This window comes from Ramlibacter sp. JJN2-2R, assembly GCF_057747835.1.
This window is the reverse complement of record NZ_CM173226.1, coordinates 1,288,829-1,313,240: the sequence shown is the minus strand read 5'-3', so window position 1 is coordinate 1,313,240 and position 24,412 is coordinate 1,288,829. Positions and strand designations below refer to the sequence as shown.

25 protein-coding genes are annotated in these 24,412 nt (G+C 72.1%); 10 read left to right on the top strand and 15 right to left on the bottom strand.

Going from position 1 to position 24,412, the window contains the following annotated elements; all coding sequences use genetic code 11:
- Window positions 1-122: 122 nt before the first annotated feature.
- The 7 genes from AC3ANR_RS06465 to AC3ANR_RS06435 all read left to right on the top strand — a co-directional run bounded on the left by AC3ANR_RS06465 (window position 123) and on the right by AC3ANR_RS06435 (window position 7,547).
- Window positions 123-332, top strand: coding sequence for a hypothetical protein (locus tag AC3ANR_RS06465; protein WP_488291056.1), 210 nt, complete (start codon window positions 123-125; stop codon window positions 330-332).
- Window positions 329-1,825 carry an oligosaccharide flippase family protein gene (locus AC3ANR_RS06460; RefSeq protein ID WP_488291055.1) on the top strand — a complete coding sequence of 499 codons (1,497 nt, stop codon included), beginning with the start codon at window positions 329-331 and terminating at the stop codon, window positions 1,823-1,825. The genes AC3ANR_RS06465 and AC3ANR_RS06460 overlap by 4 nt, the downstream gene beginning before the upstream one ends.
- A complete protein-coding gene (locus AC3ANR_RS06455; RefSeq protein ID WP_488291054.1) occupies window positions 1,822-3,177 on the top strand; it encodes an O-antigen ligase family protein in 1,356 nt (451 codons plus the stop codon). The genes AC3ANR_RS06460 and AC3ANR_RS06455 overlap by 4 nt, the downstream gene beginning before the upstream one ends.
- Window positions 3,174-4,142 (top strand): glycosyltransferase family 2 protein, encoded by a 969-nt coding sequence (locus AC3ANR_RS06450; protein WP_488291053.1) that lies wholly within the window; start codon window positions 3,174-3,176, stop codon window positions 4,140-4,142. Before AC3ANR_RS06455 ends, AC3ANR_RS06450 begins: the two co-directional genes overlap by 4 nt.
- Complete coding sequence (locus AC3ANR_RS06445; RefSeq protein WP_488291052.1) at window positions 4,139-5,227, top strand: glycosyltransferase family 2 protein; 1,089 nt, start codon at window positions 4,139-4,141, stop codon at window positions 5,225-5,227. Before AC3ANR_RS06450 ends, AC3ANR_RS06445 begins: the two co-directional genes overlap by 4 nt.
- Window positions 5,211-6,446: a glycosyltransferase family 4 protein gene (locus tag AC3ANR_RS06440; RefSeq protein WP_488291051.1), complete on the top strand. Its 1,236-nt coding sequence runs from the start codon at window positions 5,211-5,213 to the stop codon at window positions 6,444-6,446. Before AC3ANR_RS06445 ends, AC3ANR_RS06440 begins: the two co-directional genes overlap by 17 nt.
- 195 nt (window positions 6,447-6,641) lie before the next feature.
- Window positions 6,642-7,547 (top strand): hypothetical protein, encoded by a 906-nt coding sequence (locus AC3ANR_RS06435; RefSeq protein WP_488291050.1) that lies wholly within the window; start codon window positions 6,642-6,644, stop codon window positions 7,545-7,547.
- Here AC3ANR_RS06435 and AC3ANR_RS06430 read toward each other — a convergent pair.
- Complete coding sequence (locus AC3ANR_RS06430) at window positions 7,544-7,750, bottom strand: hypothetical protein (protein WP_488291049.1); 207 nt, start codon at window positions 7,748-7,750, stop codon at window positions 7,544-7,546. The two genes, AC3ANR_RS06435 and AC3ANR_RS06430, sit on opposite strands and share 4 nt — an antisense overlap.
- Window positions 7,751-7,873: 123 nt before the next feature.
- Between AC3ANR_RS06430 and dmeF the strand changes: the two genes are divergently transcribed.
- Window positions 7,874-8,866, top strand: coding sequence for a CDF family Co(II)/Ni(II) efflux transporter DmeF (gene dmeF, locus AC3ANR_RS06425; protein WP_488291048.1), 993 nt, complete (start codon window positions 7,874-7,876; stop codon window positions 8,864-8,866).
- A gap of 25 nt (window positions 8,867-8,891) precedes the next feature.
- On the opposite strand, the gene AC3ANR_RS06420 is transcribed toward dmeF, so the two are convergent.
- Window positions 8,892-10,292, bottom strand: a complete 1,401-nt coding sequence (locus AC3ANR_RS06420; protein WP_488291047.1) for a phospholipase D-like domain-containing protein — start codon at window positions 10,290-10,292, stop codon at window positions 8,892-8,894.
- A gap of 33 nt (window positions 10,293-10,325) precedes the next feature.
- Window positions 10,326-11,741: a hydroxysqualene dehydroxylase gene (locus AC3ANR_RS06415; RefSeq protein WP_488291046.1), complete on the bottom strand. Its 1,416-nt coding sequence runs from the start codon at window positions 11,739-11,741 to the stop codon at window positions 10,326-10,328.
- A 227-nt stretch (window positions 11,742-11,968) separates the two neighbouring features.
- Between AC3ANR_RS06415 and AC3ANR_RS06410 the strand changes: the two genes are divergently transcribed.
- Window positions 11,969-13,081 (top strand): GNAT family N-acetyltransferase, encoded by a 1,113-nt coding sequence (locus tag AC3ANR_RS06410; protein WP_488291045.1) that lies wholly within the window; start codon window positions 11,969-11,971, stop codon window positions 13,079-13,081.
- A gap of 13 nt (window positions 13,082-13,094) precedes the next feature.
- Here AC3ANR_RS06410 and AC3ANR_RS06405 read toward each other — a convergent pair whose 3' ends face one another.
- The 10 genes from AC3ANR_RS06405 to AC3ANR_RS06360 all read right to left on the bottom strand — a co-directional run bounded on the left by AC3ANR_RS06405 (window position 13,095) and on the right by AC3ANR_RS06360 (window position 23,260).
- On the bottom strand, window positions 13,095-13,418 hold the full coding sequence (locus AC3ANR_RS06405) for a hypothetical protein (protein WP_488291044.1): 324 nt from the start codon (window positions 13,416-13,418) through the stop codon (window positions 13,095-13,097).
- A 101-nt stretch (window positions 13,419-13,519) separates the two neighbouring features.
- Complete coding sequence (locus tag AC3ANR_RS06400; RefSeq protein ID WP_488291043.1) at window positions 13,520-14,686, bottom strand: glycosyltransferase family 2 protein; 1,167 nt, start codon at window positions 14,684-14,686, stop codon at window positions 13,520-13,522.
- A gap of 148 nt (window positions 14,687-14,834) precedes the next feature.
- Window positions 14,835-15,599: a WecB/TagA/CpsF family glycosyltransferase gene (locus AC3ANR_RS06395; RefSeq protein WP_488291042.1), complete on the bottom strand. Its 765-nt coding sequence runs from the start codon at window positions 15,597-15,599 to the stop codon at window positions 14,835-14,837.
- Entirely contained in the window at window positions 15,599-16,498 is a 900-nt protein-coding gene (gene epsG, locus AC3ANR_RS06390) for a chain length determinant protein tyrosine kinase EpsG (RefSeq protein ID WP_488291041.1), read from the bottom strand. The genes AC3ANR_RS06395 and epsG overlap by 1 nt, the downstream gene beginning before the upstream one ends.
- Window positions 16,495-17,901 carry a chain length determinant protein EpsF gene (gene epsF / locus AC3ANR_RS06385; protein WP_488291040.1) on the bottom strand — a complete coding sequence of 469 codons (1,407 nt, stop codon included), beginning with the start codon at window positions 17,899-17,901 and terminating at the stop codon, window positions 16,495-16,497. Before epsF ends, epsG begins: the two co-directional genes overlap by 4 nt.
- Before the next feature lie 14 nt (window positions 17,902-17,915).
- Window positions 17,916-18,764: a polysaccharide export protein EpsE gene (epsE, locus tag AC3ANR_RS06380; RefSeq protein WP_488291039.1), complete on the bottom strand. Its 849-nt coding sequence runs from the start codon at window positions 18,762-18,764 to the stop codon at window positions 17,916-17,918.
- Between the two features lie 55 nt (window positions 18,765-18,819).
- A complete protein-coding gene (locus tag AC3ANR_RS06375; RefSeq protein WP_488291038.1) occupies window positions 18,820-20,109 on the bottom strand; it encodes a porin family protein in 1,290 nt (429 codons plus the stop codon).
- A gap of 127 nt (window positions 20,110-20,236) precedes the next feature.
- Entirely contained in the window at window positions 20,237-21,697 is a 1,461-nt protein-coding gene (locus AC3ANR_RS06370) for an undecaprenyl-phosphate glucose phosphotransferase (RefSeq protein ID WP_488291037.1), read from the bottom strand.
- On the bottom strand, window positions 21,690-22,478 hold the full coding sequence (epsA, locus tag AC3ANR_RS06365) for an XrtB/PEP-CTERM-associated transcriptional regulator EpsA (RefSeq protein WP_488291036.1): 789 nt from the start codon (window positions 22,476-22,478) through the stop codon (window positions 21,690-21,692). The genes AC3ANR_RS06370 and epsA overlap by 8 nt, the downstream gene beginning before the upstream one ends.
- Before the next feature lie 473 nt (window positions 22,479-22,951).
- Window positions 22,952-23,260 carry a hypothetical protein gene (locus AC3ANR_RS06360; protein ID WP_488291035.1) on the bottom strand — a complete coding sequence of 103 codons (309 nt, stop codon included), beginning with the start codon at window positions 23,258-23,260 and terminating at the stop codon, window positions 22,952-22,954.
- Between the two features lie 98 nt (window positions 23,261-23,358).
- On the opposite strand from AC3ANR_RS06360, the gene AC3ANR_RS06355 reads away from it, so the two are divergent.
- Window positions 23,359-24,114, top strand: coding sequence for a hypothetical protein (locus AC3ANR_RS06355; RefSeq protein ID WP_488291034.1), 756 nt, complete (start codon window positions 23,359-23,361; stop codon window positions 24,112-24,114).
- Here AC3ANR_RS06355 and AC3ANR_RS06350 read toward each other — a convergent pair.
- Both AC3ANR_RS06350 and AC3ANR_RS06345 read right to left on the bottom strand, forming a co-directional pair.
- Window positions 24,111-24,278 carry a hypothetical protein gene (locus AC3ANR_RS06350; RefSeq protein ID WP_488291033.1) on the bottom strand — a complete coding sequence of 56 codons (168 nt, stop codon included), beginning with the start codon at window positions 24,276-24,278 and terminating at the stop codon, window positions 24,111-24,113. The two genes, AC3ANR_RS06355 and AC3ANR_RS06350, sit on opposite strands and share 4 nt — an antisense overlap.
- Window positions 24,275-24,409: a hypothetical protein gene (locus AC3ANR_RS06345; RefSeq protein ID WP_488291032.1), complete on the bottom strand. Its 135-nt coding sequence runs from the start codon at window positions 24,407-24,409 to the stop codon at window positions 24,275-24,277. Before AC3ANR_RS06345 ends, AC3ANR_RS06350 begins: the two co-directional genes overlap by 4 nt.
- Window positions 24,410-24,412: the final 3 nt, after the last annotated feature.

Sequence of the window (24,412 nt, the reverse complement as noted above, 5' to 3'; positions counted from 1 at the left end):
CACAGGACAAGACGATGTCTCGACTCATTCCAGCGATCGCCCTCTGCGCAGGACTGCAGGCGGCGCTGGCCGCCCCCCCGCCCCCGGCCCCGACGGCCGGGGTGCGTCCCGCCGAAGGCCTCATGCACGCGCAACTGGTCGTGCAGGCGGACCCCGGCGTGCCGCGCCGCGCCGGTGAGGGCGCCGCAACCAACAACGTCGCGCTGAAGCCCGCCGCTTCGGCCGCCACCGAGGCCGATGCCGAACGGCGGCAACCGGTCGCCATGCTGCTCGCCGCGCTTGCGCTGATGACCGGCATCGCGCTGCGCCGCTGGGGCATGGGACAGCAATGACGGCAGGGCCCCTTCGATCGCTCGCCGAACGTGCCTTCAAGTGGAGCGCGCTCACCACCGTGGGCCGCTTCGCGTTGCAGCTGGTCGCCCAGATCACGCTGGCGCGGCTGCTCGGTCCCGACAACTACGGCGTGTACGGCATCGGCATGGTGGTGCTCACGTTCGCCGCCTTCCTGTCCGGCAACAGCTTCAGCTACATCCTGATGCTGCAGAAGGACATCGACGAGCACGACATCCGCTTCGCGTTCACCTGGCAGGTGGTGGCCGGCCTGGCGTGCGCCGCCGTCATGCTGCTCGCCGCGCCCTGGATCGCCGACTTCTTCGCCGACCCGCGGGTCGAGCCGATGGTGCGCTGGATGGCCGCGGCCTGCCTGCTGCTCGCGCTGGCCGGTCCCGCGACCTGCCTGCTGCAGCGTGACCTGAACTTCCGCGCGCTCGGCCTCATCCAGCTCGTGAGCTACGCGATCGGCTACCTCGCCATCGGCGTGCCGCTGGCGCTGCACGGCTGGGGCGCCACGGCGCTGGCCGCTGCCTGCGTGGCGCAGGCGGCCGTCGCGCTGGTGGGCAACTACGCCGCCCGGCCGCATTCGCTGCGGCCCCTGTGGCGGCACCGCCTCGCCAAGGAAACCCTCGACACGGGGCGCACGGTGTTCTTCACCAACATCGTCAACTGGCTCCTCACCAACGTCGACCGGCTCCTGATCGGGCGCCTGCTGAACGCGCAGGCGGTCGGCCTGTACAGCGTGGCGTACAACCTGGCGTCGATCCCCAACACGCTGCTGCTCGGCGCGCTGCAACCCACGTTCCTGGCCGCCGGCGCTCGCCTGCAGGACGACCACCGCCAGCTCGCGCAGGCCTGGCTGACCATGCTGGCGTGCATCGTCGTCTTCGTCACGCCCGCCTCGGTGGTGATGGCGCTGCTGGCGGGGGACCTGGTGGAGGTGATGTACGGCCCGGCCTGGCAGGAATCCGGCTGGGTGATGGCGGTGCTGTTCTTCTGCGTGCCGGCCTGGGCCTGCTGGGGCCTGTCGACCCCCGTGCTCTGGAACACCGGCCGCAAGCACCGCGAAGTGCTGCTGCAGCTGCCGCTGCTGGCCGTCGCGGTGCCGCTGTGGTGGTGGCTGGCGCCGCACGGGCTGCGGGCCATCGCGCTCGGCTCGGCGGTGATCGTCTTCGCGCGCGCCGCCATCATCGTCGCCGCGGGGCTGCGTGCCCTGGACCTCAAGGCGGCGGTCCTGTGGCCGTTCCTCTCGCGCGGCCTGCTGCTCGGCACCGTGTGCGCCGGCGCCGTGCTCCTCGGGCGCCATGCCGCGGCATGGATGCACCACCCCATCGCCACGCTGCTGTGCGGCGCCGCGCTCGGCACCCTCGTGCTGCTGGCGCTGGTGGCCGTGCGGCCGCAGCTGCTCGGCCCCGAGGCGCGGGCCGTGCTGTCGCGCGTGTTTCCCGCCGTCCGTCCCCGTTGGGCGGCGGCCCCGGAGGCCCAACCATGAAACGCTACAACGGCCATGGATTCCTGTCCTGGCTCTTTCCCGCCATGCTGGCGCTGGCGGCCCTGGACATCCTGCTGTCCAACCGCGACCTGACGCAGGCGTTCCTGGAGCTGGAGAAGCAGTCCGAGGGCGCGGTGGAGATCGTGCGCCACCCGCTGCTCGCCTGGGTGCAGCGCGGCGTGTCCATCCTGCTGATCGCGGCGTCGCTCGAGCGCATCGTCACGCACTTCATGCAGGGCCGGCCCCTGCCCTCGCTGGCGCTGACCGGCAGCTTCCTGCTGTACTGGCTCACCACCGTGCTGGCGCCCGGGCTGCTCGGCGCGCATCCGCAGGTCACGCACGAATACGCGTACTCGCTGCTGTTCGGGCTGGCGGCGACGCTGTGCGGGCCGCTGGACCGCGACCGCATCCTCGCCGCCTCGCGCGACGGCCTGTTCGTGTTCATGCTGGCCGGCCTGGTGCTGGTGCCGTGGAGCCCGAACATGGTGCTGGACGCCTCGTACTCGCAGGGCCTGTTGCCGGGCGTGCCGCGCTTCGCCGGCCTGGCCGCCCACCCCGTGTCCATGGGCATGATGGCGCAGACCGCGCTGCTGCTGCTGTGGGCGCGGCCGTTCCAGCGCCGCTGGCTGACGGTGTGCGCCTGGCTGCTTGGACTGGGGGTGCTGTTCTTCGCCCAGTCCAAGACCGCGTGGCTCGCCTTCCTGATCAGCGCCGCCTGCATGGTCGTCGTGCGCAGCGGGCCGGAGTCGGTCCAACGCCTGGGCGACCCGCACCGCAACTCGTTCGGCGTGCTGGCGCTGTTCGGCGTCATCGGCGTGGTGCTGGCCGGCCTGCTGAGCGTGCTGGTGTTCGACCTGCCCGACATGGTGGCCGACTTCTTCGGCACCGGCCAGGGCGCGCAGCTCGTCTCGCTGACCGGCCGCGACCGCATCTGGACCGTCGCGCTGGAAGAGTGGCACAACCATCCGGTGTTCGGCTACGGCCCGACGCTGTGGGACGGGGAATACCGGCAGGCGATCGCGATGCCGTTCGCCACCCACGGCCACAACCAGTTCATCGACATGCTCGCCCGCTGCGGCACCGTGGGCTTCATCGGCCTGGTGGTCTGGTTCGTCGTGCTGATGGTCATGTCGTTCCGCTTCGCCCGCGCCACGCGCGGCCTGTCGCTCGCCATGTTCCTCACGCTGGCGCTGATGTGCGTGAGCGAGGTGCCGCTGCTGCTGGCCGGCTACGGCGTCGACGTCTTCACCCACCTGCTGCTCGTGGTCACCGTCGCCGCGACCGCCACCGAGCGGCGCCAGACCACCGTCGTGCTCGACCCGATCGACACCACCCTGAGGCCGGCCGCATGAACTTCTCCGTCGTCATCCCGCTGTTCAACAAGGGCCGGTACGTCCGTGACGCGGTGAACTCCGTGCTGGCCCAGACCCTGCCGCCGCATGAAGTGATCGTGGTCGACGACGGCTCGACCGACGGCGGCGCCGCGGCCGTCGAGGCGATCGCCGACCCGCGGGTGCGGCTCGTGCGCCAGCGCAACAGCGGCGTGTCGGCCGCGCGCAACCGCGGCATCGAGCTGGCCCGCGGCGACTGGATCGCCTTCCTCGACGCGGACGACTGGTACCACCCCGACATGCTGGCCGCGCTGAAGCAGGCGCACGAGGCCTGCCCGGAAGCGGACATGCTGGGCGCGGGTTTCCGCAAGGTCACGCCCGGGACGGCGGCCGAGATGGAGCCTTGGCCCGCGGCCGACACCTTCTTCGAGGTCGAGGTGGTCGACGACCTGCGGGCGCGCTGGATGAAGTCGCCGCCCTTCTGCACCAGCAGCGTCGCCATCCGCGCCGACCGCCTGCGCTCGATGCAGCCGTGCTTCGCCACCGGCGAGTACCACGGCGAGGACCTGGACCTGTGGTTTCGCATGGGCGACGTCACCGAAGTCGCCGTCGTCAACGCGCCATTCGCGGCGGTGCGCATGCTGCCCGACAGCCTGTCCACGCGCCAGCCGCGCGTGGCGATGCCGGCCTTCCTCCAGCGCATGGAGGAGCGCGCGCTGCGCGGCGAGATCCCGCCCCGGCACCGCCGCTCGGCGCTGTGGTTCGTCGCCCAGATGCAGGTGACGCTCGCCCGGGCGGCGCTCGAGGAGCGCGACCGGCGCGGCGCCCTGCACTGGCTCTGGCGCGCCCGGCGGATCGCGGCGAGCCGCCGCTGGATGCTGACCGCCGTGATGGCCCTGTGCATGCCCGCGCACGTGGCGGGCACCTGGCAGCGCTGGCGGCTGCGTAGCGCCGAGATGTTCTCGCCCGAAGGACCCGTCCAATGAACACGCCCACCCGCCCCTGCCGCGTCTCGATCGTCATCAAGGCGCTGAACGAGCAGGACAACATCGCGGCCGCCATCGAGAGCTGCCTGGTGGCGCTCAAGGACATCGGCGGCGAGGTGATCCTGGCCGACTCGCACTCCACCGACGGCACCGTGCGCGAGGCCGGCCGCTACCCGGTGCGCATCGTGCGGCTGGCCAGCGCCGCCGACCGCAGCTGCGGCGCCGGCCCGCAACTGGGCTACCAGCACTCGCAGGGCGAATACATCTACATCCTGGACGGCGACATGAAGCTGGTGCCGGGCTTCCTCGAGCAGGCGCTGCACCTGCTCGCCCAGCATCCGGAGATCGCCGGCGTCGGCGGCCGGGTGGTGGAGCTGAACCAGGAGAGCCTGGAGTACCGCGAGCGCGGCGAGCGCAGCGCCCGTGTCGAGGCGCACCGCGCCCCGGGGCAGGTCGACCGCCTGGACGGCGGCGGCCTGTACCGCCGCCGCGCGATCGAGGAGGCCGGCTACTTCTCGGACCGCAACCTGCACAGCTACGAGGAATTCGACCTGGCGGTGCGCCTGCGCGCCCGCGGCTGGAAGCTGTGGCGCCTGCCGGTCGATGCGGTCACGCACTACGGCCACGACGCCCCGCCCTACCAGCTGCTGATGCGCCGCTGGCGCAGCCGCTACGCATGCGGGCCGGGCGAGCTGGTCCGCGGCGCGCTCGGCCAGCCGCACCTGAAGCTGGTGCTGCGCGGCCTGCGCGAGTTGCGCCTGTACGTCGCCGTCCTGGGCTGGTGGGCCGTGCTGCTGTCGGTGCCGTTCTGGCCCGCGCCGCTGGCCGCGCGCACGCTCACGCTGCTCGCGCTGGCCGCGGCGCCCGTGCTGCTGATGGCGCAGCGCAAGCGCTCCTGGGAGCGCGCCGTCTATTCGGTCGTCTCGTGGTGCGTCAACAGCGCCGGCCTCGTGCGCGGCCTCGTCGCGCCGCGCACGGCGCCGCGCGCGCGCATCCCGAGCGACGTGCTCAAGGAACCCGCGGCTTCGGCCGCCGCCAATTCGGATCGAGAGGAAAGGAACACCGCGCATGACGACACCGCTTGAGGGAGCCCCTGCGGGCCTGACCGGCACGCTGGAAGCCACTCACCCGGGTTTGGCCGTGATCCACGCGCCAGGGACGCCGCAGGCCGCGCCGGCCGCCACGCAAAGCCGGTCGCGCTTCATCTACATCGCCGGGCCGAACACCCCGATGGGCGGCGGCATGTACAAGGTCGCGCAGTACCTCGTGCAGGCCCAGCCCGGCGACGACGCGGCCCCCGTGCTGCGCATGCTGGAGACGCGCGGCGGCGGCAGCGCCCTGTGGTCGCCCTGGCACCTGGCGCGCGCGGTCGGCGCGATCGTGCGCGGCCGCTGGCGCGGCGACCTGGCCGGCGTGCACGTGAACGCCGCCGAGCGCCTCAGCCTGGTGCGCAAGGGCGTGCTGCTGGCCGCCTGCCGCCTGCTGCGCGTGCCCACCGTGCTGCACCTGCATGCGGCGCAGCTGCCGCAGAACTATGCGCAGCTGTCCGCGCCGGGGCGCCTGCTCGTGCGCTGGGTGTTCTCGCTGCCGCAAAGCTGCGTCGTGCTGGGCAAGACCGCCGCCGACTTCGTCACGCGCGAGCTGCGCGTGCCGCCCGAGCGGGTCGAGATCGTCATCAACGGCGTGCCCGCCCCGGCGGTGCCGCGGCGCACCGCACCGGCGGCCGTGCCGCACGTGGTGTTCCTGGGCAACCTGTCCGAGCGCAAGGGCGTGAGCGACCTGCTGCAGGCGCTGGCCAACCCGGTGCTGGCCAAGGTGCCGCTGCGCCTGAGCCTGGCCGGCGGCGGCGACATCGACGGGTACATGGCGATGGCGCGCGAGCTGCGCGTGGACGACCGGGTGCAGTTCCACGGCTGGGCGGGCCCGGACCTCGTCGCCCGACTGCTCGCCGACGCCGACATCATGGTGCTGCCCTCGCACGACGAGGGCCTGCCGCTCGCGATCCTGGAGGCGCTGGCCCACGGCGTGGCCGTCGTCTGCACGCCGGTGGGCGAGATCCCGAACGTGCTGGTCAACGGGCGCAGCACGCGCTTCGTCGAGCCCGGCAACCCGGCGAGCATCGCGCGCGGGCTGGCCCAGGTGCTGGCCGACCCCGACATGCGCGCGCGCCTCGAGCGCGAGGGCCGGGCGCTCTACGAGTCGGCCTTCTCGCTGGAGCGCTTCAGCGCCGCCATCGCGCGGGTCCACCAGCGCCACTTCGGCCTCAGCGCCGACGGCGCCGGGCGCGACGAGCCCCGTCCTTGAAGCGGTCCGCCTGCTCGCGCCGCGCAGCGCCGCAGGCGGACTGGGGCCGCGCCCGGCGGCAGATTGCCGCACCGGGAGGGCGCTGCCGCCTCGCGCGCAGGCCGTCTCGGGGCCTGCCTTGATGCACCGGCCACCCAAACGGGGTATTTGCACCAACACGGGGATAGTTACACTGGGTTTCCAGTTGTAACTACCATGCAGCCCGGCGCTCCGTCGAACCCCGCGGGTTCCATTTCCACTGCGTTTCCCACCGCGCTCACGGGCCGCATCGAGGCCATCGTGCAGGCCGCGCTCAGCCTCGTGCCGAGCACCGCGCCCATCCCGGACCAGTTGCAGGCCCAGTTGCTGCAGACCGGCGTGACGCCGCTGCTGCGGGCGTTGCAGGACATGCACCAGGCCGTCGTGGCCGCCGACTTCCAGTCCCCCGACTCGCTGTGGAAGCGAAGCTGGCCGTTCCGCAACCGGCACTCGGCCCGCCTGCTGCGCGACCGCTACGTGGACGCCCTGCCCACCCGCGCGCCGGTCGTGGAACGACTGCTGGGCGTGCGGGCCGGACACCTGCCGCACCGCGCCGCCGCCGAGCAGTCGCTCCAGCGGCTCGAACGCGCACGGGGCGAGATCGACACGCGCGTGCGCCAGGCGCAGGAGCTGCTGGCCGAGCTTTGGGACACGCTGCGGCCGCAGCGGCCCGATCCGACCGACCACGAGACGTTGGAGAAGCTGCGCGCCCTGCTGGCCGACGTGGACCTGCGGCGCGTCGCCGTGCAGCGGCTGGAGGCGGCGTGCGCCGGCGCCGGCGACGTGGTGCGCTTCGGGCGCATGGTGATGGACGGGCGCGCCGCGACGCTCGACCTCCTGGGCCCCGGCCTCGACGCGGCCTGGGCCGAGTGGCAGGGCCGCATCGAGCCGCTGACGGATCCTGATGCCGGCGCGGACGCCGTGCTCAGCGGCACCGAAAGCGCCGTCGCGGCGCGGGAGGCGCTGCTGCAGCGGCTGGAGCGGGCGCGCGTGGCCTGCACGCGGCTGCAGATCGACGAGCAGGCCCTGGCGCAGTCGCTCGCGCACCTGCGCGAGCTGCTGGCGCCGTTGCTGCGCGGCTAGTGATCGCCGAGCGGGCGGCCGAAGAAGCCCGAATCGCCCTCGAAATCGCTGTCGCGAAACGGCTGCTCGATCGACCGGTCCGCCGCGCCACGCCCGATGCCGAACAGGCCGTGCGCCAGCCTGGCCAGCGGGCCGCGGGTGCGGCCGGCCGGCGGCGCCTCGGCGTGCAAGTGGGACACGGAAGGTTCGCTGTGCTGTTCCATGCTGATCTCTCCTGTGGCGACCATTCTCGACAGGCGCGCCAAGCTCGGCTGTAGGAGAAGACCGCCGTCGCGCCATGCCCCGCGGCCACGCGTCACGGACAATCGCGCGAGGACCTCACACCGATGCCAGCGAACCAGACCGACGACCTGCCGTGGGAACACGACCACGATTTCCACAGCACCAGCGAGGCCGCCGAGCGCAGCACGCGCCTGGTCATGTGGATCACCGCCGTCGTGATGGTGGTGGAGATCGCCGCCGGCTGGTGGTTCAACTCGATGGCCCTGCTGGCCGACGGCTGGCACATGAGCTCGCATGCGCTGGCCATCGGCCTCTCGGTGTTCGCCTACGTGACCGCGCGCCGCTACGCGCAGGACGAGCGGTTCGCCTTCGGCACCTGGAAGATCGAGGTGCTGGCCGGCTTCACCAGCGCCATCTCGCTGATCGGCGTGGCCGGCCTGATGCTGGTCGGCTCCATCGAGCGCCTGCTCGCGCCGCAGGCCATCCACTACCGCGAGGCGATCATCGTGGCGATCGGCGGCCTGCTGGTGAACGTCGCCTGCGCCCTCATCCTCGGCCGGGCGCACCACGACGCCGGCCACGGCCATGACCACGGGCACTCGCACGAAGGGCACCACCATCCCGGCCATGCGCACGGCCACGGCGGCTCACATGGGCACCAGGACCTGAACCTGCGCTCGGCCTACGTCCACGTGATCACCGATGCCGCCACCTCGGTGCTGGCGATCCTCGCGCTGGCGGGCGGCTGGGCCTATGGCTGGTCGTGGCTCGACCCGGTGATGGGCATCGTGGGCGCGGTGCTCGTCGCCATCTGGGCGCGCAGCCTGACGGCCGAGACGGGCAAGGTGCTGCTCGACCGCGAGATGGACCATGCCATCGTGCAGGAGATCCGCGAGGCGGTGCAAGCCGAGGGCGACCGCGTCACGGACCTGCACGTCTGGCGCGTGGGGCGCAACGTCTATGCCTGCGCCATCACGCTGCTGACGCCCAGCAGCACCCTGGATGCGGCCGCGGTGCGCTCGCGGCTCGAGGTGCATCCGGAGATCGTGCACTCCACCATCGAGATCCACGTGGCGCCCGCCGGCACCCTGGCGTGACGCCCAGCGGCGCGCCGCCGGCGGGCTAGAGCTGGAAGGTGAGCCAGCGCAGCAGGCCTTCGCCCAGCTCGCGCACCACCCCGACGCGGCGGGGATGGAACGGCTGCGCACCGGCGCGCAGCTGCTCGGCGCAGGTGGCATGGATCCGGATCGCGGCGGGGTCGTAGAACGCCACCATCAGTTCGTAGTTGAGGAACAGGCTGCGCTGGTCGAGGTTGAGCGAGCCGGCCAGCGCCACGGACTCGTCGACCACCACCAGCTTGGCATGCAGCATGCGCGGCGCCAGCCACACGTGCGCGCCGGCCTCGGCCAGGTCGCGCAGCGCCGCCGGCCGCGCCAGGTCGGCCAGCAGGTGGTTGGAGCGCCGCGGCACCACCAGATCGACCACCACGCCGCGCCGCGCGGCCAGCGCGAGCGCCATCTGCAGCGCCGGATCGGGAACGAAATACGGCGTCACCGCCAGGATGCGCTCCTGCGCGCCGAAGCAGGCGTCGATCAGCAGCTGGTAGAGCGTGTCTTCCGGCTGGTCGGGGCCGCTCGGCAGCCACTGCGCGAGCGGCTCGCTGGCCGGGGCCGCCGGCCGGGCCGGCACGGGTGGCGGCGGCTCGTTGACCGCCAGCGCCCAGTCGGCCTCGAACTGGCCCCGTGCCTGCACCGCCAGCGGCCCCCGCAGGTCGAAGCTCATGTCGGCCCACGCCGGGTGCGACGGCGTGCCGACGAAGTATTCCGCCGCCAGGTTGCGCCCGCCCGACCACAGCCACCGGCCGTCGGCCACGGCAAGCTTGCGGTGGTTGCGCAGGTTGACGCGGCCGCGCAGCGGCGACGACCAGGGCCGCACGAACAGGCGCACCTGGACCCCCGCATCGCGCAGCGCCTGCAGCGACGGGCGGCCGCCGAGGAGGCGCCCGACGCCGTCGACCATCAGGCGCACCTGCACGCCTTCGCGCGCGCGGCGCGCCAGCAGGGCGGCGATGCGATCGCCCACCGCATCCCGGCCGAGCAGGAACGTGCTCACTTCCAGCGTGTGCCGGGCGCCCGCCAGCAGCGCCAGCAGCCGGTCGAGCGCGAGGCCGCCGTCGGCGTGCACGTGCAGGTCCTCGTAGGACACGGGCGGCGGCAGGCCCAGCCCCTGCGCGAGCGCCTGGAACCGCGTCGCGCCCGTCAACAGCAACGGCTCGCGCCGCTGCGGCAGCCGCGCGTGGCGGTGCGGATGGGCGCGGACCGTCTTGCGGCTGCCGAACACCAGGAAGAGCGGCAGCGCGAGGTAGGGCACCAGCACCAGCGACAGCACCCAGCCGATCGCCGCCGACGGGTGGCGCCGTTGCCGCGTGGCGAGCGACACGCCGGCATAGACCAGCACGGACAGCAGCACCACCGCGGTGTGCAGGGTCAGCCAGTGCCCGGCGGTCAGGTGGGGGCTGCTCATGGGCGCGAGCTTAGTCGTGCCGGCGGTGCGGTGTCACCGCCCGGGCAGCCAGGCAGGCAGCCCGTGGGTCCGCGGCGGCTCGATCGCCAGGCGCGCCGGCCGGCCGATGTCGGCGAGCACGGCCTCGGCGGCCAGGGCGCCGGACCGCGCCGCGCTCTCGATCGAGCACGGCAAGGCGGTGTCGGTCCAGTCGCCGGCGATCCAGACGCCAGCCAGGCTGGTCGTCGCGCCGGGCCGCAGCATCTCGGTGCCGGGTCGCGGCTGCGCGACCGCCATCGGGATGCGGTGCACGCGCGTGTGCAGCACGCGGGCCTGTCGCGCGGCCGGGGCGAAGTGCTCGATCTCGCGCATCGTGTGTTCGACGATCCGCTCGTCCGGCCATTCGGAGCGCGACTGCGGCCCGATCGCATTGCAGGCCACCAGCGACCCCCGGCCCGCCAGCCCGGGCCGGATGTTGGACAGGTCGTGGAAGTCGGTGTTGAGGTTCTGCGTCGACCAGGCGCGCGCCCAGAAGCGCTCGGGCGTGACGGGGCGGTCGAACCAGACGTACGTGCTGTGGGTCGGGCTCGGGCGGAAGTAGCGCGCCACCGTGGCGAGCCCCTGCAGCGCCGGCTCGCCCGAGCACACGGCGGCCAGGTCCTGCGGCGGCAGCGCGAGCACGCAACGCGCGGCGGGCAGCACCTGCCCGTCGTCCATCTCCAGGGCCGCCAGCTTCCCGTCGGCCACGCGCAGCTGGCGCACGCGGGCGCCGAACAGCACCTGGCCGCCCGAGCGCAGCACCGCCCGGCAGGACCCCGGCACGTACAGCTGGGCCAGGGCGAGCTTGGGAAAGCCGAGGTGCCAGCCGCTGCGCCCGAACATCAGGCGGAATACGCGCATCGCCGCGGCGGCGGAACATTGCTCGAGCGGAACGTTGAGCAGCGCCAGGATCGCCGATCGCCAGAACCAGTCGATCGCCTGCGGACGCACGCCCAGCGAGCGCAGCAGCGCATGCGCGTCCTCGTGGTCGAGGTCGCGCACGCCCTCCTCGTCCAGGCGCGCGGCGCGCCAGGCGACGCGCATGTGCGAGAACGCATCGCCCCAGGACAGCCGCGCCAGCGCGCAGGGCAGCATCGGCAGGCCGTGCAGCGGCGGCACCCACCGGGAGCGCGGCACGCGCACGGCGCCGCGTCCGTCCACCAGCGTGAGCAACCGGTCCCGCTGCCAGAGCACCTGGTCGTCCGAGCCCAGCCGGCGCAGCATCGCGAGGAAATTGCGGTGCTCGCTGCTGATGACGTGCGGCCCGGTGTCCACCTGCACGCCCGTGGCCTCGTCGGTCCAGCTGGCGGCACGGCCGCCCGGGTGCGCCCCGGCTTCGAGCACGACGACGCGCAGGCCCGCATCGGCCAGCGCCAGCGCGCACCGCAGTCCCGCCACGCCCGAGCCGGCGACGACGACATCGGCATTCATGCGCGGGACACGCGGCCACGCGGGCGCGAGGGCGTCGGAAAGGGAAAGAGGAACGGCACGCGCCGAGCGTAACGAGTTGCAGCCGATCCGGGGCTGCCTCAGCAGCGACGACGCGCGTCGGAGGCCGTTGATGGGCTGGGACCGGATGGCCCGGCCGGGGGGCGTCGCCCCGCGCGACGGTCAAAGCTGGCAAGCTGCGGATCCCAGGCATTCACACCGAGGACCTCATGAGGATTTCCGTCGTCAGGCCGCGTGAACTCGACGAGCGCGCGCTGGCGCGCTGGACGCACCTGCAGCGCGGCAACCCGGCGCTCGGCAGTCCGTACTTCAGCCCCGGCTTCACGCTGGCGGCCGCGGCCGAGTGCGGGGACGTGCGCGTCGCGATCCTGGAGGACGAGTGCGGGACGGCGGGCTTCTTCCCGTTCCAGCGGCGCTGGGGCGCCGGCAGGCCGGTGGGCGACCACCTGTCCGACCACCACGGCGTGATCGCCGCCTGCGACACCTCGTGGGACTGGCACGAGTTGCTGCGGGCCTGCGGCATGGGGTACTGGGACTTCCACCACCTGTGCGGCCAGCAACGCCCGCCGGCGCCGCTGGTGCGCGCCAGCTCGCCGGCCCTGGACCTGTCCGGCGGCTTCGAGGCGTGGCGGCAGGCCCGGCTGGCCGCCGGCGCACGGCGCATCGGCGAGTTGCCGCGCAAGGCGCGCAAGCTCGCCCGCGAGGTGGGCCCGCTGCGCTTCGAGGCGCACACGCGCGACCCGCAGGTGCTGGAGCACGTCCTGGCCTTGAAGTCGGCGCAGTGCCGGCGCACGGGCGCCCAGGACTGCTTCAAGCCGGCGTGGGCGCGGGGCCTCGTGCGGCGCATCGCCGCGACCGACGATGCCGACTTCGGCGGCCGGCTGTCCGCCCTGTATGCCGGCGACCAGCTGGTGGCGGCGCATTTCGGCATGCGCTCGCAGGCCGTGTGGCACTGGTGGTTCCCGGTCTACAGCCATGCGCACGCGGCCTATTCGCCCGGCGCGCTGCTGCTGCTGCACGTGGCCGAGGCGGCGGCGCGGGAAGGGCACCGGCTGCTCGATCTGGGCAAGGGCGAGGAGGCGTACAAGGCCAGCTTCGCCGACACGCACCTGCCGCTGGTCCAGGGCAGCGTGGCCCGCGAGGCGGCGCTGGCCACCCGGCTGCGCGACGCGCGCAAGGGCACCGGCCGCTGGTTGCGCCGCTCGCCCTGGGCCGAGCCGCTGCGCCCGGTGCTGCGCCGCTTCGGCCGCCTGCAGGCCGCCGTCGCCTCGGGCGCCGACCTGCTGATGCTGGGCGCCGACTTCGCGGGCACCTTCGCCTGAGGCGCCGGCAGCCTCAGCCCTGCCAGACGCCGTAGCCGGCGCGCCGCAGCGCGATCGCGAGCTCCACCTCCATCGAGCGCGCCTCGTCGTACGTCATCGGGTTGTAGCGGTCGTAGAGGGCGGGCAGCAGCCGCACGCCCCAGTCCTGCACGAAGCGGTTGGCCTGGATGCCTGCCTTGTGCTTGTCGAAGCGGATGTCGGGATCCAGGCCGGTCATGCCGACATAGACGAACGCTTTGCCCAGCACGTGATCCGGGTTCGCGCGGCGAAAGCGCGCCACGTTCCACACGCGGTCGTCCAGCTCGATGACGTAGACGTGGTAGTGCGGGCGACCCATGCGCCCATTGTCGCCACCGGGTCGCGCACGCCGTCATCCGCGCGCGTGCGGCACGGCCGCTCGCCATGCCCCGGTCGCCGTCGCTCGCCCTCGGCGGCCGCTCAGCCCGGCCGCGCCGTCACGCCCAGGCCGTCGATGAGCGTGGGCTCGATGCGGCCGCCGGCGTCACGCCCCGCCTGCTCCACCGGCTGGGCGCGGGTGCGGTCGACGTAGGCGGCCACCAGGTGTCCGGGCCACAGCAGGATCATCGACGCGGTGAACCACCAGCGCTTGCTGCCGGCGATCCGCCGCGCGTCCCACAGCCACTTCACCGCTTCGGCGCGCCGGCCGCGGCAGACGGCCTGGCGGGCGACGTCGATCTTCAGTTGCGCGACGTAGTCGAGCGAGGACTGCGAGCGTGCCGGCGACAGCGCGCCCGAACACGCGCGCTGCTGCATGCGGTGCACCCACGGCGGCAGTTCGCGGTGATCGTGGCCCGCGCTCAGGCTGCCGCCCACCTGCGTGCGGTACGCCACCATGGGCGCGTGCACGAGCACGATCGCCGTCTTCTCGGCGACGCGGAACCACAGGTCCAGGTCCTCGCCGAACGATTCGCCGGGTGGAAAGCACGGCTGCATGCGCTGCAGCAGCGACTTGCGCACGGCGATGGAGCCGGTGAACAGCGTGGGCCCCTGCATCCAGCGCGTGGGCAGGTCGTCGATCAATTCGATGCGGGGCCGCTCCGACGGCACCTGCCACGTGGGCGGGGCGATGCTGTCGCCGTCGCGGAAGGTGACGAAGCGGCTGGCGACCGCGTCGGCGCGCGGGTAGGCCTGCTGCGCCTGCAGCAGGTGGGCCAGGTAGCGCGGGTGGTACCAGTCGTCGGCATCGAGGAAGGCGATCCACTCGCCGCGCGCCATGGCGATGCCCAGGTTGCGCGCGACGGACACGCCGGCGTTGGCCTGCCGCACGAGCCGCACGCGCGGATCGCGGATGGCGGCGACCAGGTCGGGGCCGTCGTCCGCCGAACCGTCGTCGACGACGATGACTTCCAGGTCGGACTCGGTCTGCGCCAGCGCCGAGGCGATGGTGCACTGGATGTAGCGCGACTTGTTGTGCAGCGGGATGATGACCGAGAACTTCACCGTGCCGGCCGCGGCCGGTCCTGCGGCCGCCTGGCGCCCCCGTGCCGCCGCCGACGCGCGGGCCTCGCGGGTCCACGGCGTGCCGGGAAGCGGGGCCTCGAGGGTCTCGCCGGCCAGGCCGGCGGCGGTGGTCGATTCGATCATGGGATGTTCCGTCGGATGTGGGCCAAGCATCCCCGTTTTTGCGCCTTCCGGCCATGGCCCGGCCGGACTAAGCCCAGCCACCGGCGCAAAAAAAGGGCCGCGTCTGCGGCCCTTTCGTGGTGCGCTCCGGTGCGCTCCGGTGCGTCGCTCATGCCACGGCCGGCCAGCCGTGCCGCAGCGACCGCTCGGCGATCTTCATCGCGCGGCGCAGGAACAGCGGATTGCCGTGCACGTAGCGGTTCCACAGGCGTCGCGGCTCGCAGCCCAGGCGGAACGCCCATTCGAGCCCCACCGAGCGCACCCACTGCGGCGCGCGCGGCGTCTTGCCGCCCAGGAAGTCGATGATGGCGCCGCCGCAGACGATCAGGCACGGGAAGCCCAGCGCGGCGCGCAGGGCGATGGCGACCTCCTCCTGCTTGGGCATGCCCATGCCCAGCACGATGACGCGCGGGCGCTGCTGCGCGGCCAGGTGGATGTAGTCGGCCAGCTCCATGAAGCCGTGCGCGGTGACGCACGGGCTGTCCGGGGCCAGCTTCGACAGCACCACCTGCTGCGCGCGATTGAGCCAGGGATCCTGGGTGCCGAACAGGGCCAGCGGCTGGCCGTTGGCGCGCGCCAGCAGCCGGGGGATCAGGTCGGTGCCATTGAGGTTCTGACCGGGCGTCTGGTTCAGAAGCTGCATCAGCAGCGACACGCCGACGCCGTCGCGCACCACCACGTCGGCCGACATGAGCGCTTGGTAGAAGGCGTCCGATTCGGCCACCACGTTCATCGCATGCGCGTTGACGAAGGCCAGCACGCGCGCCTCGCCCGGCCGCAGCAGCCAGTCGAGCAGCTGCTGCTCGCCGCGCGGGGTGTTCACCCGCGCCATCGAGCGCACCAGCTGGTACCAACGCATCTGCCAGTCGAGCATCACGCCGCCCCCGCGCCGTTGAGCACGGCGCCCACGACGCTGACGCCGAATTCGCGCAGGTCCTCGGAGAGCTTGACCACCCGCGGCATCGAGCTGCGGTCGCGGCAGGTGACCATCAGCGCGGCGCCCGCGCGCGCGGCGACGGTGCTCGCGTCGGCCCAGGCGCTGGCCGGCGGCGTGTCCACCAGGATCACCTCGTACATGCCGCGCAGCGACTGCACCAGGCGCTGGAAGCCGGGCCGCGACAGCAACTCCTGCGGATTGGGCGGCAGCACGCCCGCGGGCAGCACGGTCAGGCCCGGCAGCTGCGGGATGTCGCACATCACCTCGGCGCCGGCGCGGCCGGCCAGCAGGGCCGACAGGCCGATCTTGCCGGGCAGGCCGAAGATGCGGTGCTGGCGCGGCTTGCGCAGGTCGGCATCGATCACCAGCGTGCGCTTGCCCATCTGCGAGAACAGCACGGCCAGGTTGGCGGTGATGTAGCTGCGGCCTTCGCCGGAGCCCGGGCTGACGATGGCCAGCGCGGCGTGCTGGCTGTCGTTCTCGAACCACCGCAGCATCAGCTGCGCGCGCAGGCTGCGCAGGTGCTCGACGGCGGGGCTGTCGGGCTCGTACGCGGCGATCAGGTCCTTGCCCAGGCCGGCGTCGGGCGACAGGCTGGCGTGGCCGAACTGGCGTGCCAGCGCCTGGCGCACGTCCTCGTCGGTCAAGAGGCCCATCGAGATGCCCGCCTCGCCGAACGGCAGGCCGACCTTCTTCTGGTAGTCGTGGATCTTCTCGGCTTCTTCGGACGTGATGCGGCCGGCTTCGACCAGCAGAGCGCCGATCGGCAGCGTGGCTTCGCGCGCGGGTCCGATGATGTCGAGATCGCGGTGCAGCGGCAGGATCTGGCTGTTCATGCGAGGCTCCCACGGTAGGCCAGCGCGGGACGCGCCGGTTCGTGCGCGAGGCGCGCCAGCGCGGCGGCGCCGTTGTGCGCCGGCACGGTGGCCAGGATCGGCAGGTGCGTGGCCATCGACAGGTCGTCGACCGAGCGCACGCGGCGGTTGAGCAGCTCCATCAGGATGACGGCGGCCAGCGCGAGCAGCAGCCCGGCGATGGCGGCCACGATCAGGGCCAGCTTGGTGCTGGGGCCCTTGGGCTCGAGCGGCTCCACGGCCGTGGCGAGGCGCTGGATGTTGGTCTGGTTGGTCAGGGCCTGCAGCTTGGATTGCGAGGCGCGCTCGCTCACCTGCTCGTACGCCTTCTGCGCAGCCTCGACGTCGCGGCGCAGCACGTTCAGCTCGTCGCGGTACTTGTTGAACTGCATCACGCGGGCGCGCTGGGCGTTGACCGCGGCCGTCAGTTCACGCTCGCGGGCGCGGCCGACCTCGTAGGCGGTATTGATCGAGCTGCCGATGCTGCCGGTCTCGGACGACAGGCGCGAGCGCATCGCGCGCAACTCGTCCTGCATGCGGATCATCTGCGGGTGGCGCGCGCCCAGGTTGGCGCTGGCCTCCTGGATGCGGGCCTCCTGGCGGGCGATGTCGGCCTTCAGGCTGTTGATCAGCGGGCTGGACATGGCCTCCGAGACGTTGGAGGCCGACGCGTTGCGCTTGTTGGCCACGTCGGTCAGCTGGCCCTGCACCATCGTGAGCTGCGAGGACAGCTCGTTCAGGCGCTGGGTCTCCATGTCGGCGCCGTCGGCGCTGATCACGCCGGTCTTCTGCTGGTAGGCGGTCAGGCGTTCCTGCGACTGCTCCAGGCGGTCACGCGCGAACTTGAGCTGCTCGTCGAACCAGGTCGAATACTTCTTGGCCGGGTCGGTCTTGATGTCCAGCGCGGTGTCCAGGTAGGCCTGCGAGAACGCGTTGGCCACCTTGGCGGCCTGCTGCGGGCTGCGGCCGGTCCACGAGATGTTGATGATATTGCTCTCGCGCGCCGGCTTGACGTCCAGGCCGGTCTGCAGGTCGCTGGCGAGCCAGGCCTTCAGGCTGCCGCGGCCGCCCGTGGACTGCTTCCAGTCCTCGGCCGCCTTCGGGTCCTTGTCCAGGCCCAGCATGTCGACCACGCGCTCGGCGACGCGCTCGCTGCGGGCGATGTCGATCTGCGTGGCCATGTAGGCCGCCGGCACGATGGCCTGGTAGTTCGGCTGCGCGAGCGGGTCCTGCCCGCGGATGTCCACGAGCACCGGCGCGCGCGCCGTGTAGTAGGCCGGCCGCAGCAGCACCCAGGCGAGCGCCAGCACGATCGTGCCGAGGAAGATGGCGAGCACCGCGATGCGCCGCGCTCGGAGGATGGACAGGAATTGGGTCAGGTTCATGGCGGGGTCTCTCTTCAGAACAGGCTCTCGCGCACGAAGATGACGTCGTTCGGCAGCACCGGGTCGCTGAGCTTGGCATCGGTCTCCACCTGGCGGCCGTCGGGGCCGACGCGGGTGAGGCGCAGGCGGTTGAGGCTGCCGCGCGGGGTCGGTCCGCCGCCCTGGGCCACTGCCTGCTGCACGGTCATGCCGCGCTCGATGCGATAGGGGCCGGGCTTCTGGGCTTCGCCGTAGATGTAGTAGACCGGCGCCTTGTTCACGAAGATCGTGTCGCCGCCCTGGACCAGGATGTCGTCCTGGCCGCGGGAATTGAGGAACAGGCCGGGAATGTCGATCACCTTGCGGAACGGCTGGCCGCTGCGCGTGCCGGTGACGATCAGCGTGTCGTCGCCCATCGGGGTCACGCCGCCCGCCGCGGCCAGCAGGTCGCTGACGCGGGTGTTGGTGGTCTCGAGGGGGAAGCGGCCGGGCTTTTGCACCTGGCCGAGCACGGCGACCTGGTTGCCGCGCACCTGCAGCAGGACGATGTTGACCTGCGGCTGCTTCAGGTAGTTGCCGTTCCTGAGGGCCGTGGCGATCTTGCGCTCGGCCTCGCCGATCGTGGTGCCGCCCAGGGCGACGTTGCCGATCAGCGGGTAGTTGATCGTGCCCTGCTCGGACACGCGTGTCTCGACGGTCAGGTCGGGATTCTGGTAGACCTGGACCCGGATCTGGTCACCCGGCCCCAGCTTGTAGTCGGCACTCGCGGTGGCGCCGCCACCGTTCGCGCCGGCGGGCGCTCCCGGGGCTCCCACCTGGGCTGCCGCCAGAACAGCCCAGGTTGCCATCACGAGCAACCCGATCCATCGAAACACGCTTCTCATTTCACTCTCCCTTCAACAACCTGCGGTCTGGCGCCGCGTCGGTCGGGGAAGGCCGTCAGATGGTCAGTTTGACGGCCAGCCCGATCACGTTGGCGCGGTAATTGAAAATCGGCAGCGACGACGAACGTCGCTCGTTGCGCAGCTGCGCCGACACGCCGACGGCGCGCAGCGGCTGCCAGTCCAGTCCCAGCGCCGCCACGTTGAAGCGGTCGCTGCGGCCGGCATCGCCGCTGCCGGTCACGTCGACCCAGCGGCGGTTCTCCTGCTCCATGCGGAAGCTGACGGCGGTCTGCACCGTCGGCCGCCACGTCGGGGCGATGTAGTAGCGGTCGCTCTCGACATGCCCGCCCGTGCCGAGCAGGTAGCTGCCGAGGTCGCGCGAGTAGCCCACGATCAGGCGGGTCTTCGCGGTGGCGTCCCAGGTCGCGGCCAGCGAGCCGACGGTGCCGTCGAAGTCGCGGGTTGGCGCGCCCGAATGCTCGCGCTTGAGCCAGGCGACGCGGCCGTCCAGCGCGGTCTTGGGCGACACCGACCAGTGCATGGCGACGTCGGTCTCGTTGTCCTTGAACTTGGGCACCAGGCCGGTGCTGTAGTCACCGTTGCCGTGGCGGTAGCGCGCAGTGATCGTCGAGCCCGAGGCGAACTCGTACTGGCCGCCAACGCGGGCGCTGTCGACGCTGGTGTTGCCGTCCCAGCTGGTCGGGTCGGTGCTGGTGGTGGCGTTGTGCTGCACGCCGGCGAGCACGCGCCACGCGGCGCCCAGCTTGTAGCGGCCCTCGACCAGCTCGTTGCGCTCGGTGCGGCGGCTGATGGTGCCGCCCAGGCCGTTGGCCGTGACGTCGCGGAACTGGCGGCGGTCGGCGCTGGCCACGCCGTCGAGGACATTGCCCACGGCCCAGTACCAGGCGGCCGCGTAGTTCAGCGTGTTGTAGTTGGTCGACAGCTTGTCGAAGTGGTAGTGGTCGTACTCGGCATCGAGCACCACGCGCTGCAGGCCGTAGCGCTTGTTGAAGCGCAGGCCGACACCCAGGTTGGTGATGGTGTCGGAGATGCGGCCGGTCGACACGCGCGTGACGTTGTCGTCACGCTCCACGCCCGCCATCGCGCGCAGGCGGATGCCTTCGCGGTCGGTGTCCAGCGCCGCCGCCGTGGTGGGCGGGAACGGCTGCGAGATCGACGCCGCGGGCGACATCGGAACCACCATGGACTGACCCATGGGGGTCGCCATGGGCTGCCCCGCCGCCTGGGCGGCGGACTCGCCCAGTTGCCCGCCGGGCGCCTGGAGGGTGGTCTGCGCATGCACGGCCGCGGCGGGCAGCAGGCAGGCTGCGGCGGTCGCGGTCAACAGGGGCCGGAACGATGGTTTCTTCATTTGGTGTTCACTCACGAAGCGCCCGGCGCGGCGACGCATCAAAGCGTCTCATCGTTGCGCGCAAGGCTACGGGCGGACAATGGCTCATTGGTGCTAGTGCTCAATAAGCCGCTCCGTCCTTGAACACCAGGCGGACGGTCCTCCAGATGATGTAGAGGTCCAGCCGCAGGGACCAGTTTCGCAGATAGTCGAGGTCGCAGCGAATGCGTGCCTCCATCTTTTCCAGCGAATCGGTCTCGCCGCGGTAGCCGTTCACCTGGGCCCAGCCCGTGATTCCGGGTTTGACCTTATGGCGGATCATGTAGCTCTTGATCAGGGGGCGGTAGAACTCGTTGTGCGACACGGCATGCGGGCGCGGCCCGACGATGCTCATGCGCCCCTGCAGCACGTTGATGAACTGGGGTAGCTCATCCATGGACGTGCGGCGCAGGAAGCGCCCCAGCGGGGTGACGCGGGCGTCGTCCTTGCGCGCCTGGGTGACCACGGCGCCGTCCTCGGTCACCGTCATCGAGCGGAACTTGTAGACCACGATCTCCTGGCCCCACAGCCCGTAGCGGCGCTGGCGGAAGATCACCGGGCCCGGCGAGGTCAGCTTGATCGCCGCGGCGATGCCCAGCATCACCGGCGACAGCAGTAGCAGGATTGCAACAGCCAGCACGATGTCGCTGCCCCGCTTGAGCACCGCATTGGGGCCGCGGAACGGCGTCTCGCACACCGAGATCACCGGCAGCCCGCACACCATGTCGGTGCGGCCCTGGATCAGGTCGGTGACGAACATGTCGGGCACGAAGTAGACCGACGCCGTCGTGTCCTTCAGCGCGTCCAGCAGTTGCTTGATGCGCGGCTGCGAGGCCATGGGCAGCGACAGGTACACCAGTTGCACGCGGTGCTTCTTGACGTACTCGGCGATCTCGTCGATCTTGCCCAGCATGCGGTGCCGCCCGCGGCCGTGGATGCGATCGGGCGTGCGGTCGTCGAAGAAGCCCAGCAGCTCGACGCCGGTGTAGTGCGCCATCGCCAGCCGGTCGGCCAGCGAGCCGCCCTGCTCGTTCATGCCCACCACCACCGCGCGCAGCGGCGGCCCCTGCAGGCGCACCAGGTGCGGGGCGGCCTGCCGCAGCGCCCAGTGGGCCAGCAGCTGCGAGGTCGGGGCGAGCCACAGCCAGTGCATGACCACGTCGCGCGAGAAGTCGTTCAGGTGGCCGGTGGCGTAGCCCATGGCCAGCAGCAGGCCGCAGGTCCAGGCCCAGGCGAGCACGGTGTCGGAGACGACCCGGGCCGCCGAGGCGCGCAGCTGCGGACGGCCGGGATACGCCAGCGCGAACGCCAGGATCGAGACCACCAGCCAGCGCGAGGCCAGTTCGCCCTCGAACAGCCGCACCAGCAGCCAGAGCGAGGCCACGGTGGCCATCGGCTCGACGAAGGCCTCGAAGGCCCGCAGCAGCCGGCTGTGGCTGAAGACCGCGGGTCCGGGCAACGCCGGGGCGGGGGGCGGCGCGGCGGTGGCCGCGCTGCCGGTCGCAGCCGGGCCGAGCACGTGATCGGCTTCCGCTTCAGGCATAGGCCGCCATCCGGGTCAGCTTGGCCACCGCCTGGGCGCGATTGCTCACGTCCAGCTTGCTGAAGATGCTCTTCATGTGGTTCTTCACCGTGAACTCGCTGATGTGCAGGATGCAGCCGATCTCGGGGTTGGTCTTGCCCATGGCGACCCACACCATGATCTGGCGCTCGCGCTCGGACAGCTGGCCCAGGCGCACCACGAGCTGCTCGACCTGGTTGCGCTCGGCGCCCGGCTGGCGCATCGGCGCCAGCGGCATGCGGCGCAGGGCCGAGTCGATGAAGGGGACCAGCAGCTTGAGCGCGCCGGCGCCGCCGGCCGGGGCGAGCCCGGAGCTCAGCGCAGCGAACACGCGCTCGCCGCCCAGGCGGGCATCGCCCACGCCGTGCACCAGCGCGGTCTGCATGCCGGGAACGCCGGGCGACGGCGCCCAGCCCTGCCCCGCCTCGCCGAGCAGCTGTCCGCAGCCGCTGATGTCCAGCTGGCACGGTTGCGACTGCGCGGCCACCCAGCAGTCGCGGAAGTAGCTGACCAGCGGCGCGATGCGAGCCGGCGGGCACAGGTGGGTGCGCAGGCCCGGCAGGCTGGAGATGATGTCGTACTGGAGCTCGCCGGAGCGGAAGTCGCCCCAGCCCACCACCATGATCTGGTGCGGCAGCCACTGCTGCACGTCGCCCTGCAGCCAGCGCCAGAGGTCCGCATGCGTGCGAAGCGTGGCGCCCTGGCCCGCGATCTTGAGGAACTGCACCGGATCCATCTCCGGCATCGCCGACACCACGTTCATGCTGCTCTCCCTGGCCGCGTCACCGCGGCAACAACTTTCGAAACACTTGTTGCGGCGCCGCGCGCGCCGCGAACGTCACCAGGATCGGCGCCACGCAACGACGTGTAAGCACCGTCGCGCCGCGGCAACGCATGACTTGCGCCCCTCGCCGACTTGGTGCAAACGGCGCCGGAAGCGCGTTGCTGCTGGTGAATTTCTTCCATGCAGCGATGGTGTGAAAAATGGACATGCCTTCGGGGTAGGCTCCACGCGCCGGTTGCTGTCGGTAACGGCTCACCGTCGTGTCCGGCTTTTCCGACACGGCCGTCCGTAACGAGCTTGTGCAGGGCGCAGCGAAGTGCAAACCGACGCCAAGCCACGTTGCGGGCGACCCCGCGGGCACCGCACATGTAACCGGGCCGGCGCGCCGAGCCGGACCGTCCAAAACAAAAGGCCGGGCTCCAGGCCCGGCCGTGCGCGCTAGGGGGAATGGGTCAGAACCTCGGCAGGTCGTCCAGCCGGCGGCCCGGCCGGTCGTCATCGAACGCGAGCGTTTCCACGCCCTCGGGCAGGACGTCGACCTTGACCTCGGGGCCGGCCTGCAGGCCCCCTTCGTCGTCCGGGAACAGGCTGATCACCGTGTCGCCCTCGACGAGGCGATCGACCACCTCCGTCACGCGCGTGGGCGAGGGGCGAAGGTCCCAGCGCGCGGCCCGCGCGTCGATCAGGCCCATCATGGCCTCGACCAGCTGCGAGCCCGCATAGCGCAGGGCGGTGATCCCATAGGTGGCTCTCTCTGCCATGGCGCGCATTGTGGCCAGCGAGGGCGCGCCGCCGATCAGGCAACCGCCACAACGCACGTGGGAGACAGCCTACGGTCGCGGCTAAACTGGCCGGCCACATGGACTCTCCCGCCGTCCCGACCGCCGCGGCCGCCTTGGGCGCCGCCCAGGCGCGGCGCCTGCGCGAGGTGTACCGCTCGGCCGGCTGGCCCTGCCAGGACCTGCTGGAAGTGGAACTGCTGGCCGCGGGGCTGCTGCAGCGCGTGCTCGCCCCGAGCGGGCACGAATCGCTGCGCGTCACCGACGCGGGACTGGCGCTGATCGCCAGCGGCGCCGCGGGCAATCGGGCGCGCCTGTCCGCGCACGAAGCGCTCGTCGAGCGCGTGGCCCGCGACATGGGACGGGCCGGGCGCATCGCGTGGCGCGGGCTCGCGCTGCGGGCGCAGGTGCCCACGGGCGACGACACCGGCACACCGGTGCAGTGGTGCATGTGCAAGCCCGACGTCTTCTCGATCCGCAACACCTCGGTCGCGGAATACGTCGAGCCGGTGGTGCACGAGGTGAAGGTGCGGCGCAGCGACCTGCTGGCGGACCTGCGCCAGGCGTCCAAGCGCGCGGCCTACCTCGACCTGGGCGAATGCTGGTACGTGCTGGGGGCGGATGCGCGCGGGCGGCCGATCGGCTCGCCCGACGAGATCCCCGACGGCTGCGGCGTCATGCTGCTGGAGCAGAACCGCCTGGTGGTCGCGCGTGCCGCGGCGCGCGCCCGGCGCGCCGCGCTGCCTTTCGGCGTCTGGATGGCGCTGGCCAAGGCGACGCCGGTCGCAGGCCTCGACGAGGCCTGCCAGGCGCTGCTGGCCGCCAACGACGGCTAACCCCGCCCCGCCGGCTGGCGCGGATGCTCCGAATGGCCCTCGTCCGGATCGGGCGGATGCGTGCGGTCCGGATCTTTCGCGGGATGCCGCGGCTCGGGGTTTTCCGGCTTCGGCTTGAAGGGCTCGGTCGGCTCGGGCTCGGGGGTGGGCGTGCCGGTGTTCATCCTCGGGCTGGTTCCTTCTCGGGCACCAGCTCGGCCTCCTCGGCTTCGTCGGCGGCCGGCGTCGGGATGTCGTCCTCCATCCAGAGGTCCGGCTCCTCGCGGTCGAGGCCGGGGCTGATGGCATGCTGCATGGA